Source organism: Nocardioides sp. CF8 (assembly GCF_000389985.1).
GTDB lineage: Bacteria > Actinomycetota > Actinomycetes > Propionibacteriales > Nocardioidaceae > Nocardioides > Nocardioides allogilvus.
Genome location: NZ_CM001852.1, coordinates 3,222,171 through 3,239,337 on the forward strand (window position 1 = coordinate 3,222,171; position 17,167 = coordinate 3,239,337).

The following is a 17,167-nucleotide window of genomic DNA, read 5'->3' on the forward strand; positions in this document are numbered from 1 at the left end:
CGACCTCGCCCGCCAACAGCTCGCCTTCGGGTTCGACGACGACCAGGACAAGACAGACTCCAGGCCCACGCGGCAGCCTGCGACCACGCAGATCGTGCTGCACGCCCACCTCTCAACCGACGCGATCCTGCAGCGGCACCTGGGTGAAGGCCAGTGCCTGACCGGCCAGCTGGAGCAGGCCGGCCACCGCGTGCTCACCGCCGAGCAGATCCGGGACTGGTGCGGCCGCCCCGACGTCCAGGTCACGGTGCGGCCGGTGATCGACCTCCGACAGCGGCTCGAGACCACCGGCTACGCCCCGACCGACCGGATCCGTGACCACGTCATCGCCCGCGACCGGACCTGCGTGTTCCCGTGGTGCGGACGCAACGCCAGACGCTGCGACCTCGACCACGTCATCGCTTATGACCACGGAGCACCTGATCGTGGTGGCACCACGTCCACCGACAACCTCGCCGCGCTCTGCCGGCGACACCACCGCCTCAAGACCAAGGGCCGCTGGTCCTACGCCATGACCGAACCAGGCGTGTTCGTCTGGACCAGCCCCCACGGCCACACCTACCTCCGCGACCACACCGGCTCACGCCCCATCGACCCCAACGGACACCCGCCCGACCACTGACCACACCGCCCCACACCCCGCAGGGTCTCGACAGCGTCAACCACCGAGACCATGCGGGGTCACAGGCACGTCCGGGGGCACTACTCGACCAACTGGGGTACCGCTTCGAGGACCTCGAGCGGCACCATGGCCGAGGCCACGCTCACCGTGCCGTCGACCGGGACGGGTTCACCGCCGTTCAGACTGGCCTTGGCACCCCAGGTGATCGAGACAGATGCCTTGACGTCCTTCTTCGACGTGTAGGCGTGGGTGATCAACGTGGAGACGTCGACTCCCTCGGTCCACGGCTTGCCTGCCCAGTCGGTCTTCAGTTCCTGCCCGTCTCCGAACTTCCAGGTGAAGGCCGTCGGGAAGACCTCGAAGACGACCTTGAACCCGGGCACCAGGGCGATCTCGCCAGTGGTGAACGGATCCGCCTTCGTGGAGAAGATCGTGTCGAAGTTGACCAGCGTCTGGCCACCGGGCGGCTGGACGGAGAGCTCGGCCGACGGCGGCACGACGCTCTTGAAGGCCTTGAAGATCTGGCCGGGGCTGGGCGGAGTTACTTCCGGCACCGTGGGGATATCGGCGTCGCCGGGGCAGGCCTGCCGTGTGTCGCCCAACGACCCGTCGGCGTAGACGTAGACGAACTTCATTTTGGGCGAGCCGTCCGGGCAGAGGAGACGACTGTTGCAGATTCCTCCGTTGTCACACACGTAACCGGCCCATTGCCAGTGCCCTTGTGTTTCGGTGCTGACGGGGTCCACGGACGATCCATCCTCGTCCTCGAGCTCTTCGTCGCCATCGTGTCCTTTGCAGGCCACCGCGACGGCGGCCGCAAAACTGCCGCCGGCCGACGTCTCCACCTCAACAGGGGTGCCGTCTTGGCACTGGGCAATATTCCCTGCAAACGCGGGCGGACATGCGGCCAAGATCAGGAACGTCACTAGAGCAAGCGTCGCTCCCACCACGCGCCCCATCACTTCGCATCCTCGCCACTGAGGATCTCCCACTGACCGCCCTGGAAGGCCAGGTTGTATTCGAATGGATGCCGGGCATCGGCGGGGTAGCGATTCACGACCTTCCCTCGGGCGTCACGCTCCACAATCTTCGTTTGACTGACAGACACGAACGCCACAGCCGTTTCAACCCCGCCGGTCTGCCCGATCAACTCAACAGTCAGGTCACTGACACTCTGTGAGCCCGCATAGGTGTGGCCATTGGACTGCGCGAGCTCGATCACACCAATGGGGATCTCGCACAGGTCGCAGCGTTCCCCGTAGAGCTTGCGAACCGGCGCCGAATCTCCCGTGGCCCACAGGTGGTTGAACATGTCGAAGTAATGCCGCACCAACGCCTCCGCGCCGGCCTTCGTCGGCTCCTTCGCCTCCGCCGGGATCGCGAGCGGATCGACGGTGGGCGTCGAGGACGGCGACGTCGTCGGCGAGGACGTGGTGGGCATGACCGGCTCCGGCTCCTCGTCGCTGCACCCGGCGACGAGGAGGAGCGGCACCACGACGGTGGCGGCGAGCAGGCGACGTACGAGCACGAGCGGATCCTTCCGAGACGGCGGCCCCCGATGAACCCGCCGCTCGAAGCGTAGGCGGACGATCTGCCCGTCGCCAACGCCCGACGTCGCCCTGTGGACAACGGCACACCCAGGAAACGGTGCTGGATCGTCCCCCCGCAGGTGCGGGTGATCCAGCACTGTCACGTGCCAGCGAGCGGGCGATGCGAGTAGGTTCGCGCCCATGGCCCTGCGCATCGTCGCGAGTCGGCCCGACCCCGCGATCATCACGCTCCCGTGGTCGACCCCGCTCGAGGAGTGGACCGACGACCACGTCGTCCCGCTGCCGCGCGGCCTCTCGCGCCACGTGGTGCGGATCGTGCGCCTGAAGGACCGGACGTATGCGATCAAGGAGACGCAGGAGGACATCGCGTTCCGTGAGTACCGCCTGCTGCGCGACCTCCAGCGCGAGGGCCTGCCCGCCGTCGTGCCGCAGGGGGTGGTCGCCGGCCGGGTCGACCAGCAGGGCCAGGAGCTCCCGGCGACCCTGATCACCGAGCACCTCCGCTTCTCGCTCCCCTACCGAAGCCTCTTCGCCCACGGCATGACCGCGGACAACCTGCCGAGCTTGGTCGACGCGATCGTCGTGCTGCTCGTGCGGCTGCACCTGGCCGGCTTCTTCTGGGGCGACGTGTCGCTGTCCAACGTGCTCTTCCGCCGCAGTGCCGGCGGCTTCTCGGCCTACCTCGTCGATGCCGAGACCGGCGAGCTCCACGACGAGGTCGGCGAGCGCATGCGCGAGCACGACGTCACCCTCGGCTGCGAGAACATCTTCGCCGAGCTGATGGACCTGCAGGCCAGCGGCGCCGTCGGCACCGAGGTCGACGGGTTCGCCGTCATCACCCGGTTGCGTGAGCAGTACGCCGCCCTGTGGGCCGAGCTCACGGACGTGGAGGAGTTCAGCGCGAGCGAGATGTGGCGCATCGAGAGCCGGATCGAACGCCTCAACGACCTCGGCTTCGACGTCGACGAGCTCGACATCGTCACCGACTTCGACGGCGACCAGATCCGCATCCAGCCGAAGGTCGTCGAGCTCGGGCACCACCGCCGCGAGCTGCAGGCGCTCACCGGCATGACCGTCGAGGATGCACAGGCCAGACGGTTGCTGAACGACCTGGCGGCGTACACGGCGCACTTCGACCTCGGCCGCGAGGACAGGCACCTGGTCGCCAACAAGTGGCTGACCGAGGTCTACGAGCCGATCATGGCGATGATCCCACCCGACGCCCGCGGCAAGCTCGAACCGGCCGAGGTCTTCCACGAGGTCCTCGTGCACCGTTGGTACCTCTCCGAGCAGGCAGGCGAGGAGGTCGGCATCTTCGAGACCGCGCGCGACTACATCGACACGGTCCTCACGAGCAAGCCCGACGAGATCATCGCCGCGACCGACGAGTAGCAGCGCGCGAGCGCCACCACAGGGTTCCACCGCCTACGCTCCCAGCCATGACGCGCTCCACTCCCCGGCCCCTCGTCGCGGACGACCTGCCCCAGAGCCTGGCCCTGGGCAGGGAGGCGTTCGGCGACTTTCCGGCGGACTTCACGCCGCCCGACCCTGCCGACTACCCGCCGCCCGGTCGCCACAACTGGGGGACCTTCGACGGCGACGTCCTGGCGGCCAAGGTGACCGGGCGCGAGTTCCACTCGTGGTTCCACGGCCGGCAGGTCCCGACCAACGGCATCGCCAGCGTGACGGTGTCGGCCGAGCACCGCGGTGCGGGCCTGCTCGACGACCTGATGGCCGCTGTCCTCGAGGAGGGCCTGCGCGAGCGCGGCGAGGTCATCTCCACGCTGTTCCCGACCGCACCGGGGATCTACCGCCGCTACGGCTACGAGCTGGTCTCCTCCTACGACACCGTCGAGATCGCGACCTCCCGGCTCGCCGCCGTGCCCCGGCCCGGGTCCACGACGACCCGGGGGGCCACGGCCGACGACTTCGATGCCGTACGGCGGGTCTACGCGACCTGGGCAGCGGCCCAGAACGGTCCGCTGACCCGGGCGGGGGCGTCCTTCCCCGCCGCCGCGGAGGCGGTCATCGGCGCCTTCACCGGCGTCACGCTCGCCGAGGCGGACGGCGAGGTCGTCGGCTACGCGACCTGGAACCGCGGCAGCGGCTACGACTCCTCGGCGACCCTCGAGATCGCCGACCTGGTCGCGCTCACCCGCGACGCGACACTGGCGCTGTGGCGGATGTTCGCCTCCTTCGCCACCGTCACCGGCCACGTCCGGCTGCTCACCTCCGGCCGCGACGCCGCGCGTCTGGTGCTGCCCTTCGCCGACTGGCCGGTCGTGCACAGCCACCCCTACATGCTCCGCGTCCACGACGTCCCCGGCGCCTTCTCGGGACTGCCCGCGATCTGCTCAGCGGCCGAGCCGATCCGCTTCTCCGTCGCCGGCGACCTCCTGGGATCGACCAACGGCGACTGGACCCTGACCGTCGACGACGCCGTCACGACCTGCACCCCCGGCTCCCCCGGCGGCCCGACGTTCGCGCCGCGCGGACTGGCCCTCTTCTATGCCGGTACGGCGACCTGTGCCGACCTGCGGATGGCCGGCCTCCTGACCGGAGACCCGGGGCAGGACCGCGCCCTCGACGCGCTCCTCGACGGCCGCCAGCTGCACATCCGCGACTACTTCTAGACCTCTACTCCTCGTCGGGCTCATCCAGCCCCAGCTCGGCATACGGCCCGATCACGAACACGCCGTCGGTACGCAGCCGCACCCACTGCGTGCCCACCGGGCGGCCGTCGCGGTAGGTCACGAGCGTGACGTCGGCGTCGCGGCGCGGCTTGCTGCCGATCGCGATGGCGTAGGCCGCCCCGCCGGTCGTGCCGTTGGTGATCCGGTAGCCGTTGCGGCCGTTCTCGCCGAGGACCTCGGTCGGGCCGTCCTGCACGTGCGTGTGCCCACCCACGACGAGGTCGACGCAGCCGCGCGTCAGCGCCTCGCGGCCGAGGTTGGCGTCATGGACCAGCAGCGTCGAGATCCGTTCGCCGTCCTGGTCGCACGCCGCGTCGGCGAGCCGCTCGCCGACCTCGGTGAAGCTCAGGCCGGTCTCGTCGCGCCAGTTGCCCAGCCCGCTCGACCGCGGGTCGTCGACGCCGAGCAGCAGCCCGCCCCAGGGCGCCTCCACCGGCGCTTCCTCGAGCATCGTCCAGCCGAGGTCGTCGAGGTAGTCGGTCACGAACGGGCCGTTGTCGTGGTTGCCCGCCACGGCGAAGCGGTCGAGGTCGTCGAAGGTCCGGTCGAGCGAGTCAAGGCTGAAGGCCTCCCACGGCTGGCCGGTCGAGGTGTCGTCCCCGGCGTCGAGCACGACGCTCGCGCCCGCCTGGTCGCCGATGGCGCGCGCGACGCGGTCCATGCCGATGTTGTCGTGCCGGTCGCTCACGACCAGGGCCACGGTCTCGTCGTCGTCCGGCTCGTTCAGCTCGAGCGACTCGGCCTCCTCGGCCGCCGCGTCGTAGAACTCCTTGCTCTTGTCATAGGTGTCGACGGCGCTCTGGATCAGCCGCTGCGTCTGCACCGTGGTCGGGCTGTTGCGGATCTCGATGCCCGCCGCCTCCTCCGGCACGGGGAAGCCGGCCATGAAGGTCTCGAGCGGCTCCCACTCCCCTTGCGCCTCCTGGGTGTCCTCGTCGGAGGCCCAGGGCTGCCAGAGGAACAACGGCACGGTCAGCAGGAGTACGCCGCCGAGGACTCCCTTCCGGGTCCGCACTCCGCGGAAGAGCTGGCCGCGCCGGTGCGGGCCGAGCAGCCACCAGGTCGCGAGCGGCACCAGGCCGAGCGCGAGCCCGCGCAGGGCGGCCGAGGAGGCCATGTCGCGGACCGCGTCGCTGACCTTGGCGACCTGCGAGTCGGGCTCGCTGGCGATGAAGGCGTAGCGCGCGAAGAGCTCCTCGACCGACTCCGTCTGGGTCTTGCCCAGCACCAGGTCGACCCCGACCGGACCGCCCGAGGCTCGCCGGACGTCGGGCAGCAGCGGGCCCGTCCGCAGCGAGACCTTGCCGTCGAAGGTCGGGGTCACCACCGCGTCGTGGCTCGCCACGACGACCGTGCGGCTGTCCCCGAGGAAGAACGCCAGCCCGGACGAGACCCCGACGGTGAGGCACACCGCCGTGAGGACGAGCCCGGTCAGGACCCGCCGCGTGCTAGCTCCGGGCCTGCGCAATCGCATACAGGGTCACCGACGCCGCGACTCCGGCATTGAGCGACTCGAGCTGGTTGGCCATGGGGATCGAGACGAGCGCGTCGCACGTCTCCGACACGAGCCGGCCCAGCCCCTTGCCCTCGGAGCCGACCACGACGACCAGCGGTCCGGTGGCCAGGCCGTCGGCAGCGACCAGCTCCGGGAGCGAGATCTCGCCGTCGGCAGCGAGCCCGACGACCATGCACCCGGCTTCTTGGAGGGCCTTGAGCTGACGCACGAGGTTGACCGTCTGCGCGATCGGGATGCGGGCGGCGGCGCCGGCGCTGGACTTCCACGCGGCGGCGGTCATGCCCGCGGCGCGACGCTCGGGGATCAGCACGCCGTGCGCGCCGAAGCCGGACGCCGAGCGCACGACGGCACCCAGGTTGCGGGGGTCGGTGACCGAGTCGAGTGCGACGATCAGCGCCTTCTCACCGGCGTCGGCGGCCCGCTGGAGCAGGTCGTCGGCGTGGGCGTACTCGTAGGACGGCAGCCGGGCCGCGAGGCCCTGGTGCACGGCGCCCGCGGTCATCCGGTCGAGCTCGGCGCGGGTGACCTCGAGCAGCGGGTAGCCGTGCTCAGCCGCCATCTTGAACGCGTCGCGCAGTCGCCCGTCGCGCTCGGCTCCCTCGGCGACGTACACAGCCGTCACGGGGATGCCGGCCGTGAGGACCTCGACGACGGAGTTGCGACCGGCCACCCACTCGGCGTCGGTCGACTTGGTCATGCGGCGCTTCGGGCGCACCGTCTCCACCCGCTCGGCGCGCTTCGCCGACTTGTGGGCCTTGTGGTAGGGCCGGTCCTTGGCAGGGGGCGTCGGGCCCTTGCCCTCGAGGCCGCGACGGACCTGTCCGCCGGAACCGACGGTCGCGCCCTTGCCGCCCTTGCGGACCGAACCCTTGCGCTGAGAATTACCAGCCATTTCAAATGCTCCACTTCGGCCCTGAGGGCGTGTCTTCGATCTCGATGCCGGCCGCCTTGATGCGGTCGCGGATCGCGTCCGCCCGGGCCCAGTCCTTGTCGGCCCGCGCGGTGGCGCGGTCTTCGAGCAGTGCGGTGATGAGTACGTCGACGGCGCCGCGCAGCTTCTCGTCGTCGGCGCCACCCGTGGTCATCCAGCCCGGGTCGGCCGGGTCGAGGCCGAGCACGTCGAGCATGGCGCGCACGGAGGCGGCGTTGCCGCGCAGGGCGTCGGCGTCACCGCCCTCGGTGAGCAGCTTGTTGCCCTCGCGGACGACGTCGTGGATGGCGGCGACGGCGGCGGGGGTGCCGAGGTCGTCGTCCATCGCCTCGATGAACTCCGAGCACAGCATGCCGCCGGTCGGCATCTCGCCGCCGAGGGACGCTGCTGCTCGCTCGAGGAAGTTCTCGATCCGCCGGAACCCGACTGCCGCCTCGTCGAGCGCCTCGAAGCTGAACTCGACGTGGGAGCGGTAATGGGCGGAGACCATGTAGAAGCGCAGCTCGATGCCGCGCACGCGCTTGAGCACCTCGGGCACGAGCAGCGAGTTGCCGAGCGACTTGCTCATCTTCTCGCCGGCGGTGGTGATCCAGGCGTTGTGCAGCCAGTAGGACGCGAACGGCAGTCCCGCGGCGCGCGACTGGGCCTGCTCGTTCTCGTGGTGCGGGAAGCGCAAGTCGACGCCGCCACCGTGGATGTCGAAGGCGGGGCCGAGGTACTTGCTCGCCATCGCCGAGCACTCGATGTGCCAGCCGGGACGGCCCTTGCCCCACGGGCTGGGCCACGCCGCGGACTCCGGCTCGGAGGGCTTGTAGCCCTTCCACAGCGCGAAGTCGCGGGGGTCGCGCTTGCCGCGCGGGTCGGCGTCGGTCGCCGGTTCCATGTCGTCGATGCCTTGCCGGGTCAGCTCGCCGTACGACGGCCAGGAGCGCACGTCGAAGTAGACGTCGCCCGAACCGTCCGCCGCGGGATAGGCGTGGCCACGCTCGATCAGGATCGAGATGAGCTCGATCATCTCCGGGACCGTGCCGGTCGCGCCGGGCTCGTAGGTCGGCGGCAGCACGTTGATCGAGGCCAGCGCGGTGGTCAGCTCGGCGTGCATCGCGAAGGCGAGGTTGTACCAGGGGCGGCCCTGCTCGGCGGCCTTGGCGAGGATCTTGTCGTCGATGTCGGTGACGTTGCGGATGAAGTGCACGTCGTAGCCGTTCGCCGTCAGCCAGCGCCGCAGCACGTCGAAGTTGACCGCCGATCGCACGTGCCCGACGTGCGGCTCCGACTGCACGGTGAGTCCACAGACGTAGATGCCCGCCTTCCCCTCCTCGAGGGGAACGAAGTCACGAACTTCGCGGGTCGCAGTGTCATGGAGGCGCAGGGTCACCCGCCAAGTCTAGGGGCGCACGCCCCTCTGGCCTGATTCCCCGGGGCGTGTGACTCATGGGACAGAAGTGACGTCGGCGGGTTACCGTCTCCGGGTGGTACGTCGCAGCGCTCTCGCCCCCGTCCTCGTCCTGCTCGCCGGTTCGCTCGCGGCCGTCGGTCCGGCGCACGCCGGCGACCCCCAGGCACGCCGCGCCTCCTCCAGCATCGCGAACACCTCGTGGTCCACGGGCGCCCAGTGGCGCGCCGGGGAGCTCAAGGGCCTCCGCGTCCGGGCCGGCTCCCTCGTCGTGAAGAAGCCGCGCACCGGGAAGCTCGGCGGCCGCGCCTACCAGGTCGGCACCTGGACCTCCCCGTGGGCGGCTCCCGGCTTCGGCCTGACCCAGCTGATCCCGAGCTGGGAGGCCGTGACCGAGGGCGACTCGGTGGTGAAGGTGCAGGTCCGCGGCCAGGCCGCCGACGGCACCGTCTCCAGCTGGGACTCCATGGCCGAGTGGACGCTGGACAACCCCGCCCTGCGGCGCCGCTCCCTCGGCAGCCAGGCCGACGACCTCGGGCGGGTCAGCGTCGACACCTGGCAGGCCGCGACCGCGATCACCCAGTGGCAGGTCCGGGTCAGGCTCTACCGCAACGCCACCAGCAAGCCGCTCGTGCGCCTCGATCGCGTCGGCGCGATGGCCAGCGCGCTCGTGCCCCGGGGCAGCGCCCCGACGTCGGCTCCGGGCCCGGCGGCCGGGACCGTCCTCGACGTGCCGACGTTCTCCCAGATGACGCACTCGGGCCACTACCCGCAGTGGGGTGGCGGCGGCGAGGCCTGGTGCTCGCCGACCTCGACCGCGATGGTGCTGGCCTACTACGGCCTCCAACCGGGTCCGTTCCCGGTCATCACGGCCGGCCACGCCGACCCGCAGGTCGACCACACCGCGCGCCTGGTCTTCGACCACGCCTACGACGGCACCGGCAACTGGGCCTTCAACACCGCCTACGCCAGCACCCTGACCGCCGGCGACTCCTACGTCACCCGCCTGCGCGACCTGCGCGCCGCGGAGGACTTCATCCTCGCCGGCGTCCCCCTGGTCGCGTCGGTCGCCTTCGGGCGCAACCAGCTCACCGGCGCCCCGATCTCGGCCAGCAACGGTCACCTGATGGTGATCGTCGGGTTCGAGGCCGATGGCGACGTCGTCGTCAACGACCCGGCGGGCGCGAGCAACAGCGCCGTACGCCGTGTCTACGACCGCGACGAGTTCGAGGACATCTGGATCAACGCCAGCGGAGGCGTCGTCTACGTCATCAACCGCTGACTAGGTTGAACGCATGACGACTGCGTTGGTCCTGGGTGGCGGCGGCATCACTGGCATCGCGTGGGAGCTGGGCATCCTGGCCGGGCTCGCGGAGGCAGGGATCGACCTGACCGGCGCGGACCGCGTCATCGGCACGTCGGCCGGTTCGGTGGTGGGCGTGCAGATCACGAGCGGTACGGCGATCGCCGACCTCTACGAGCAACAGCTCGCCCCGCCCGACGCCGAGCTGGGCGGGCGCCTGTCGCGCCTGGCCCTGCTGAAGATGGTGCCGCCCTACGTCCTGCCCGGTGACGGCCGCACCAAGCTGGCCCGGGTCGGCAAGCTGGCGCTGAAGTCGCACCAGCCCGGCAGCATCGATCGCGAAGGCATCATCCGCTCCCGGATCACGAGCGAGGACTGGCCCGAGCGCGACCTCCGGATCGCGACCGTCGAGGTCGAGACCGGCGAGTTCACGGTGTTCACGCGCGAGAGCGGTGTCGACGTCGTCAGCGCTGTCGCGGCGAGCTGCGCCGTACCCACCGTCTGGCCGCCGGTCGCGATCAACGGCCGTCACTACATCGACGGTGGCATGCGCTCGACCGCCAACGTCGACCTCGCGACCGGGGCCGAGCGGGTCGTCGTGCTCGCCCCGCTGCCGCAGGCGCTCAGCAAGAAGACCTCGATCCGGGCCCAGCTGGAGAAGGTCGCACCGCGCGAGTGGAGCGTCATCACCCCCGACCCCGAGGCCCTGGCGGCCTTCGGCAAGAACCTGCTCGACCCCGCCAAGCGCGCCGATGCGGCGCGGGCGGGGCTGCGCCAGTCGGCCGACCTCGTCGACGAGGTGCGCCACGTCTGGACGGCTGGTTCCTAGGTCGCCCTGACCTGGATGGTGTGCCAGCCGGTGGCGCCGTCGGGCAGCACGTCGCGCCGCACACCCGTCTGCTCCAGCCCGTCGTTGTCCGTGGCGCGCACCCGGAGCTCGTGCTCGCCCTCGTCCAGGGAGACCGTGAGCGCCCACTGCACCCAGGTGTCCTCCGACGGGGTCTGCGCCAGCTGGGCCGGCTGCCACTCGCCACCGTCGACCGAGAGCTCCACCGTGTCGATGCCGGTGTGCTGGGCCCACGCGAGGCCACCGACGTTGACGTCACCGACGGCGACGTCGTCGCCGGAGCGGGGTACGTCGATGCGCGACGCCATCTTGACCGGACCCTCCTCCGACCAGCCCCGGTCGGTCCAGAACGCCGAGACGTCGGCGAAGCGGGTGACCTCGTAGTCGACGACCCACTTGGTGGCCGAGACGTAGCCGTAGAGGCCGGGCACGATCGTGCGCACCGGGAAGCCGTGCTCGATCGGCAGCGGCTTGCCGTTCATCGCGACGGCCAGCATCGCGTCGCGGTCGTCGATGAGGGCGGACAGCGGGGTCGCGCAGTTCCAGCCGTCCTCCGAGGTCTGCAGGATGCAGTCGGCCGAGGGATCGAGACCGACCTCCTCGAGGAGATCGGCGATGCGGATGCCGCTCCACCAGGCGTTGCCGACCAGGTCGCCGCCGACCTCGTTGCTCACGCAGTTGAGGGTCATCCACGACTCGGTGAGCTGGCGCGCGACCAGGTCGTTGTAGGTCAGGACGAGCTCGCGGTCGACCAGCCCGTGGATGCGCAGCGTCCAGTCCTTCGGCTCGATCGTCGGCACCGAGATCGCCGTGTGGATGAGGTAGAAGTCGTCGTTGGGGGTCTGCCACGGCGCGATCCCCGGCAGCCCGATGGTGGTGTCGGTCGGCGCGAGCGGACGCGTGACGCCCTCGAGGCGCAGCAGCCGACGGCTCTCCGCGACGTGCCGACGCCCGCGACCCACGACCCGCCCGGCCCCGGCGATGCCGACCGCGGCGAGCCCGAAGACGCCCGCGACCATCAAGAAGACCCGCCGCTCGCGCGACTCGAGCTCGGGGTGGTCGCGCTCGGTGACGAGCGGCTTGGACAGCGCCGACAGGACGACGAGCCAGGTCACGAAGCCCACCAGGACGGGCAGCACGTCGACCACGCTGGCTCCGGGCTGGACCATCACCGCGGCACCGCCGATGAGGGCCAGGACGACCCACACGAGCACCGGCTTGAGCACGCTGTGGCGCGCGAGCGAGCCCGCCAGCGCACCCATCGCGACCAGGAAAGCCACGATGCCGATGATCAGCAGCGGCTTGTCGAGCTGACCGACGATGCTGATCAGCCACTCGGCGATCGCGCCCGGCGTGAGGCGGATGATCAGCTCGGCGACCGCCACTACCGGCGACTCCCGGATCGTGAGGGCCATCGCCGTGGCATAGCTCGTGGCGAGTCCCACGAACATCGTCACGACTCCGGCCGCTGCCCAGCGACCCCGATTGTCATCCACCTGTCCATCATGGCCGATGACCGGGCATGATCTGCGCGTGAGCCTTCCCCGCATCGGCATCGGCACGGACGTCCACCGCCTCGTCGAGGGCGTGCCGATGCACCTCGCCGGGCTGGCGTGGCCCGACGAGCCGCGGGGGCTCGAGGGTCACTCCGACGCCGACGTCGCCGCCCATGCCGCCTGCGACGCGCTGTTCTCCGCCGCCGGCATCGGTGACCTCGGCTCACACTTCGGCACCAGCGAACCCGAGTGGGCGGGCGCCTCCGGCACCGCCCTCCTCGCCGAGTCGGCCCGCCGGGTCCGCGCTGCGGGCTTCGAGATCGGCAACGTCGCCGTCCAGGTGATCGGCAACGCCCCGCGGCTCGGCCCTCGCCGTACCGAGGCCGAAGCCGCTCTCTCCGCCGCGCTCGGTGCCCCCGTGTCGGTGAGTGCGACCACCACCGACGGGCTCGGCCTCACCGGTCGCGGCGAGGGCGTCGCCGCGATCGCGACCGCCCTCGTGGCGCCGGCCGGCTGATCGTCGTACGGCGAAGCACCCAACTGCAGGCAGTTGGCCGGGCTCCCGACCTGATCCACGCTCGCGGTGCCACGCTCCGCCCTGAACTGCCTGCAGTTGGCGAACGCTGAGGTGGGTCCGACGCCGACTCAGGTCGCGACGGCGAGCCGGTAGCCGCGCTTGACCACGGTCTGGACGACCGTGGTGCCCAGCGCAGCGCGCAGACGGGCGACGGCCATCTCGACGGCGTGCTCGGAGACAGCGGTGCCGCTCGGCAGGGCGGCGAGCAGGTCGCTGCGGGACACGACGTGGCCCGGGTTGACGACGAGGGCCTGCAGCACGGCAAGCGGCGCGGGCGAGAGCCTGATCTCGACACCGTCGAGGAGAACCATGTCGCCGTGCATCAGCAGCACGTGGTCGGCGACCTCGATCGACAACCCGTCGCGGCGTGAGGGCAGCTCGGTCTCGAGCAGCTTGATCATCGCGGCCAGCCGGGAGCGCTCGGGCATGATCGTCGGCACGCCCCACATCTCGAAGGCGGCCGCCGTCACGGGGCCGACGCAGGTCGCGATGACGTCGGCCTGGAAGGCCGCGACGACGTCGTCGCGGCGGCCGGTGACACCGGCGACCGCCATCAGCGACGCGACGGCGGGAGCGGACGTGAAGGTGACCGCGTCGAGCTTGCGCTCGGCGATCAGGTCGACCATCCGGAACATCGGCTCGGGGTCCTCGGCGCTCATGACGCGATAGACCGTCACGACGTCCACGCGGGCGCCCTGGCGCTGCAGGGCGTGCGCGACCATCGACAGCGACTGGCCGTGCTCCTGCACGACGATGCGTCGCCCCTCGAGGTCGCGACCGCGCAGGTGCGCGAGCACGTCCTCGAAGCACTCCGAGTCCGGGGCCCACAGCTCGCGGATCCCCCGGCGGCGCAGTGCGCCGACGCTCTTGGGGCCGCGCGCGAGCACCTCGGCGGCACCGATCGCGGTGACGAGCTCGTCGTGCAGGCCCCACTGCTCGGCGGCCTCGAACCAGGTCTTCATGCCGATGCCGGTGGTGGCGACGAAGATGTCGATCGGCTCGGTCAGCAGCGCCTCGGTCGCCGCGCGCAGCTCGGCGTCGTCGACCCGGTTGGGGTCGCTGGAGAGGACCGGTGCCCAGTCGACCTTGGCCCCGCGCCGCTCGAGCAGGGCGATCTGGTCCTCGACCTTGCGGGCCGCGGTCACTCCGATCCGATAGCCCTCCAGCGGCAGGTCAGGCTTGTTCCGCTCGCTCACGCGACCGCACGCCGCCGTCCACCGACGTGCACGAAGCCGCCCTCGACCAGGACGTCGTAGCAGGGCACGCTGGCCTGCTCGTCGTCGAGGCACACGCCGGTCCGCAGGTCGAAGGCGTGCTTGTGCATGGGACTCGCGACGAAGGGCACCCCGGCCCGGGTCCCGACGATGCCGCGCGCCAGCACCGAGGCCTTGGCGAACGGGTCGTGGTTGCCGAGGGCATAGACCTCGCCGTCGTGGGTGCGGAAGATCGCGACGGCCTGGCCGTGCACCAGCGCCGTGACGCCGCGTTCGATCTCCAGGTCGTCCACGGAACACACCTTCTCCCAGGTGCGGTCGCCGCGCGTCATCGGACGGCCCCGACCGTGGTCTCGACGGGAGCACCGACGGAGATCGTCGACGCGAGCAGCACCGGCTCGTCCGGGTCCGCCGGGCGGATCTGGCCGCGCTCCTCGGTGAAGGAGATCGTCGGGTCGGGGGTGTCGGGCGCGTTGACGAACGAGACGAACCGACCGAGCTTCTCGGGGTCCTCCAGCGTCGCCTTCCACTCGTCGAAGTAGCCGCCGACGTGCCGCGCCATCTCGGCCTCCAGCTCGGCGCCGAGGCCGAGCGAGTCGTCCACGACGACCTCGCGCACCCGGTCGAGCCCGCCGTCGAGCGACTCCATCCAGCCGGCCGTGCGCTGCAGGCGGTCGGCGGTGCGGATGTAGTACATGAGGAAGCGGTCGAGGTAGGAGATCAGCGTCTCGGTGTCGATGTCGCCCGCGAGCAGCTGTGCGTGGGCCGGTACGGCGCCGCCGTTGCCGCCGACGTAGAGGTTCCACCCCTTCTCGGTCGCGATCACACCGAAGTCCTTGCCGCGCGCCTCGGCGCACTCCCGGGCACACCCGCTCACGCCGCCCTTGAGCTTGTGGGGGCTGCGCAGCCCGCGGTAGCGCAGCTCGAGCGCGATCGCGAGCCCGACGCTGTCCTGCACACCGAAGCGGCACCAGGTCGACCCGACGCACGACTTCACCGTCCGCAGCGACTTGCCGTAGGCGTGGCCGGACTCGAAGCCCGCGTCGACGAGCCGGCGCCAGATCGCGGGCAGCTCCTCCATCCGGGCACCGAACAGGTCGATCCGCTGGCCGCCGGTGATCTTCGTGTAGAGGTTGAAGTCGCGCGCGACCTCGCCGATCACGATCAGCTTGTCGGGGGTGATCTCCCCACCGGGGATGCGCGGGACGACGGAGTAGGTGCCGTTGCGCTGGATGTTGGCGAGGTAGGCGTCGTTGGTGTCCTGCAGCCGAGCGGTCTCCTTCTCCAGCACGTGCCCGTTGAACTGGCTGGCCAGGATGCTGGCGATCGCCGGCTTGCAGATGTCGCAGCCGCGGCCGGTGCCGTGGGCCTCGACGATGTCGTCGAAGCGCTTGTAGCCGTGGACCGCGACGACGTCGAACAGCTCCTGGCGGCTCAGCCGGAAGTGCTCGCACAGGCCCTTGTCGACCACCTTGCCGACGCTCTCGAAGTGCTCCTCGATGATGTTCTTGACGACGCTGACGCAGCTGCCGCAGGTGCTGCCGGCGCGGGTGCACTTCTTGACGTCCGCGACGCTCTCGCAGCCGTCCTCGGTGACCGCGTGCAGGATCTGGCCCTTGGTCACGTCGTTGCACGAGCACACCTGCGCCTCGTCGGGCATGCCGAGCTTCACGCCGCCGCGGCTCGCGGGCAGGATCAGCTCCTCCGGGTTGGCCGGGAGCGCGAGCCCGCTCGCGACGAGCGGTCGGAGCACGCCGTACGCCGATGCGTCGCCGACGAGGATCCCGCCCAGCAAGCGGGTGCCGTCGTCGCTGATGACGAGCTTCTTGTAGACCCCGGCGACCGCGTCGGAGTAGACCAGCTCGAGGGCGCCCTCGGTGGTGGCGAAGGCGTCACCGAAGCTGGCGACATCGACGCCGAGCAGCTTGAGCTTGGTGGACATGTCGGCGCCGGTGAAGGCGCCCGGGCCCTCGAGGAGGGCGTCGACGACGACCTCGGCCATGGCGTAGCCGGGGGCGACCAGGCCGTACATCGTGCCGCCGGGCGCCGCGCACTCGCCGATCGCGAAGATCCGGGGGTCGGAGGTGCGGCACTGCTCGTCGACCAGGACGCCGCCGCGCTCGGCGACGTCGAGGTCGCACTCGCGAGCCAGCGCGTCACGCGGGCGGATGCCGGCGGAGAAGACGACGATCTCGACCGGCAGGGGCTCCTCGACGTCCTTGAACTTGAGCCCGCTGACGACACCGTCGTCGTCGCCGTCGATCAATTCGGTCATCACGCCGGTGTGGACGTCGAGCCCCAGCTGCTCGATGTGGCGCTTCAGCGTGGCACCACCGGCGGCATCGACCTGGACGGCCATCAGTCGCGGCGCCATCTCGACGACGTGGGTCCGGACGCCGAGCTGGTGCAGCGCGTTGGCCGCCTCGAGGCCCAGGAGACCGCCGCCGATGACCGCGCCGGCCGTGGCGGTCCTCGACGCCTCGCGGATCGCCTCGAGGTCCTCGATGGTGCGGTAGACGAAGACGTTGTCGAGCTCCTTGCCGGGCACGGGCGGCACGAACGGCGCCGCGCCGGTGGCCAGGACGAGCCCGTCGTAGGAGATCGTGTGCACGGCGCCCGGGTTGGTCAGGGGCTCGTCGGTCGAGCGCGGTGCCGGGGAGACGTAGGTGACGGTGCGACCGACCCGGTCGATCGCCGTGACGGCGGCGTCGAGGACGAGGCGCACGCGCGGGTCGGCGTACTCCCCCTCGGGAAGCAGCGAGAGCTCGTCGGCGCTCTCGGCGGCGAAGAAGCTCGTCAGCGCGACCCGGTCGTAGGCGGGGCGGGGCTCCTCGCCCAGGACCACGATGTCGTGGGTCTCGGTGAGCCCGCGCTCGATCGCGGCCTGGACGAAGCGGTGGCCGACCATGCCGTGGCCGACAACAACGAGAGTGGGTCGCAGGTGCGTCATGTCCTGACGGTAGGAAACCCATGTTGTGTCGGGTGTTTCCTCATGTTTCGGGGAGGAAAACCCTCACTCACG

Annotated in this window: 15 protein-coding genes; 6 read left to right on the forward strand and 9 right to left on the reverse strand. The window is 70.8% G+C overall.

The window, feature by feature from the left end:
* Positions 1-622: HNH endonuclease signature motif containing protein (locus tag CF8_RS15730; protein ID WP_036491228.1), on the forward strand; the 622-nt coding region annotated here is incomplete at its 5' end.
* A gap of 80 nt (positions 623-702) precedes the next feature.
* On the opposite strand, the gene CF8_RS15735 is transcribed toward CF8_RS15730, so the two are convergent.
* Positions 703-1,548 carry a hypothetical protein gene (locus CF8_RS15735; protein ID WP_156887244.1) on the reverse strand — a complete coding sequence of 282 codons (846 nt, stop codon included), beginning with the start codon at positions 1,546-1,548 and terminating at the stop codon, positions 703-705.
* 32 nt (positions 1,549-1,580) lie between these two features.
* Positions 1,581-2,150: a DUF6318 family protein gene (locus CF8_RS15740; RefSeq protein ID WP_010834097.1), complete on the reverse strand. Its 570-nt coding sequence runs from the start codon at positions 2,148-2,150 to the stop codon at positions 1,581-1,583.
* Between the two features lie 202 nt (positions 2,151-2,352).
* Between CF8_RS15740 and CF8_RS15745 the strand changes: the two genes are divergently transcribed.
* Positions 2,353-3,564 carry a DUF4032 domain-containing protein gene (locus tag CF8_RS15745; RefSeq protein ID WP_010834098.1) on the forward strand — a complete coding sequence of 404 codons (1,212 nt, stop codon included), beginning with the start codon at positions 2,353-2,355 and terminating at the stop codon, positions 3,562-3,564.
* A 47-nt stretch (positions 3,565-3,611) separates the two neighbouring features.
* Positions 3,612-4,805, forward strand: coding sequence for a GNAT family N-acetyltransferase (locus CF8_RS15750; protein ID WP_010834099.1), 1,194 nt, complete (start codon positions 3,612-3,614; stop codon positions 4,803-4,805).
* A 4-nt stretch (positions 4,806-4,809) separates the two neighbouring features.
* On the opposite strand, the gene CF8_RS15755 is transcribed toward CF8_RS15750, so the two are convergent.
* From CF8_RS15755 to cysS, 3 genes are read right to left on the reverse strand one after another with little or no spacing between them, the layout of a single operon-like run.
* Positions 4,810-6,276 carry a metallophosphoesterase gene (locus tag CF8_RS15755; RefSeq protein WP_010834100.1) on the reverse strand — a complete coding sequence of 489 codons (1,467 nt, stop codon included), beginning with the start codon at positions 6,274-6,276 and terminating at the stop codon, positions 4,810-4,812.
* Between the two features lie 37 nt (positions 6,277-6,313).
* A complete protein-coding gene (gene rlmB, locus CF8_RS15760; protein ID WP_010834101.1) occupies positions 6,314-7,273 on the reverse strand; it encodes a 23S rRNA (guanosine(2251)-2'-O)-methyltransferase RlmB in 960 nt (319 codons plus the stop codon).
* 1 nt (position 7,274) lies between these two features.
* A complete protein-coding gene (gene cysS, locus CF8_RS15765; RefSeq protein WP_010834102.1) occupies positions 7,275-8,690 on the reverse strand; it encodes a cysteine--tRNA ligase in 1,416 nt (471 codons plus the stop codon).
* Between the two features lie 94 nt (positions 8,691-8,784).
* Between cysS and CF8_RS15770 the strand changes: the two genes are divergently transcribed.
* Positions 8,785-9,990 carry a peptidase C39 family protein gene (locus CF8_RS15770; protein WP_010834103.1) on the forward strand — a complete coding sequence of 402 codons (1,206 nt, stop codon included), beginning with the start codon at positions 8,785-8,787 and terminating at the stop codon, positions 9,988-9,990.
* Positions 9,991-10,003: 13 nt separating this feature from the next.
* Positions 10,004-10,840 carry a patatin-like phospholipase family protein gene (locus CF8_RS15775; protein WP_010834104.1) on the forward strand — a complete coding sequence of 279 codons (837 nt, stop codon included), beginning with the start codon at positions 10,004-10,006 and terminating at the stop codon, positions 10,838-10,840.
* Here the strand turns inward: CF8_RS15775 and CF8_RS15780 are convergent.
* Positions 10,837-12,354 carry a molybdopterin-dependent oxidoreductase gene (locus tag CF8_RS15780; RefSeq protein WP_156887245.1) on the reverse strand — a complete coding sequence of 506 codons (1,518 nt, stop codon included), beginning with the start codon at positions 12,352-12,354 and terminating at the stop codon, positions 10,837-10,839. The genes CF8_RS15775 and CF8_RS15780 overlap by 4 nt on opposite strands.
* Positions 12,355-12,391: 37 nt before the next feature.
* On the opposite strand from CF8_RS15780, the gene ispF reads away from it, so the two are divergent.
* Positions 12,392-12,871: a 2-C-methyl-D-erythritol 2,4-cyclodiphosphate synthase gene (gene ispF / locus CF8_RS15785; RefSeq protein ID WP_442937084.1), complete on the forward strand. Its 480-nt coding sequence runs from the start codon at positions 12,392-12,394 to the stop codon at positions 12,869-12,871.
* Positions 12,872-12,999: 128 nt separating this feature from the next.
* Here the strand turns inward: ispF and CF8_RS15790 are convergent, their stop codons facing one another.
* Genes CF8_RS15790 through nirB form a run of 3 tightly spaced genes read right to left on the reverse strand, consistent with a single transcriptional unit; the run spans position 13,000 to position 17,095 of the window.
* Positions 13,000-14,127 (reverse strand): uroporphyrinogen-III synthase, encoded by a 1,128-nt coding sequence (locus tag CF8_RS15790; RefSeq protein WP_010834107.1) that lies wholly within the window; start codon positions 14,125-14,127, stop codon positions 13,000-13,002.
* Positions 14,124-14,477, reverse strand: a complete 354-nt coding sequence (gene nirD, locus CF8_RS15795; RefSeq protein ID WP_010834108.1) for a nitrite reductase small subunit NirD — start codon at positions 14,475-14,477, stop codon at positions 14,124-14,126. The genes CF8_RS15790 and nirD overlap by 4 nt, the downstream gene beginning before the upstream one ends.
* Positions 14,474-17,095, reverse strand: a complete 2,622-nt coding sequence (nirB, locus tag CF8_RS15800) for a nitrite reductase large subunit NirB (protein WP_010834109.1) — start codon at positions 17,093-17,095, stop codon at positions 14,474-14,476. Before nirB ends, nirD begins: the two co-directional genes overlap by 4 nt.
* Positions 17,096-17,167 lie beyond the last annotated feature (72 nt).

What these genes read in the sequence shown, in the direction of transcription:
- CF8_RS15745 (WP_010834098.1), top strand. Translation starts at nt 2,353, where the DNA reads ATGGCCCTGCGCATCGTCGCGAGTCGGCCCGACCCCGCGATCATCACG.
- CF8_RS15750 (WP_010834099.1), top strand. Translation starts at nt 3,612, where the DNA reads ATGACGCGCTCCACTCCCCGGCCCCTCGTCGCGGACGACCTGCCCCAG.
- rlmB (WP_010834101.1), bottom strand. Translation starts at nt 7,273, where the DNA reads ATGGCTGGTAATTCTCAGCGCAAGGGTTCGGTCCGCAAGGGCGGCAAG.
- CF8_RS15775 (WP_010834104.1), top strand. Translation starts at nt 10,004, where the DNA reads ATGACGACTGCGTTGGTCCTGGGTGGCGGCGGCATCACTGGCATCGCG.
- nirD (WP_010834108.1), bottom strand. Translation starts at nt 14,477, where the DNA reads ATGACGCGCGGCGACCGCACCTGGGAGAAGGTGTGTTCCGTGGACGAC.
- nirB (WP_010834109.1), bottom strand. Translation starts at nt 17,095, where the DNA reads ATGACGCACCTGCGACCCACTCTCGTTGTTGTCGGCCACGGCATGGTC.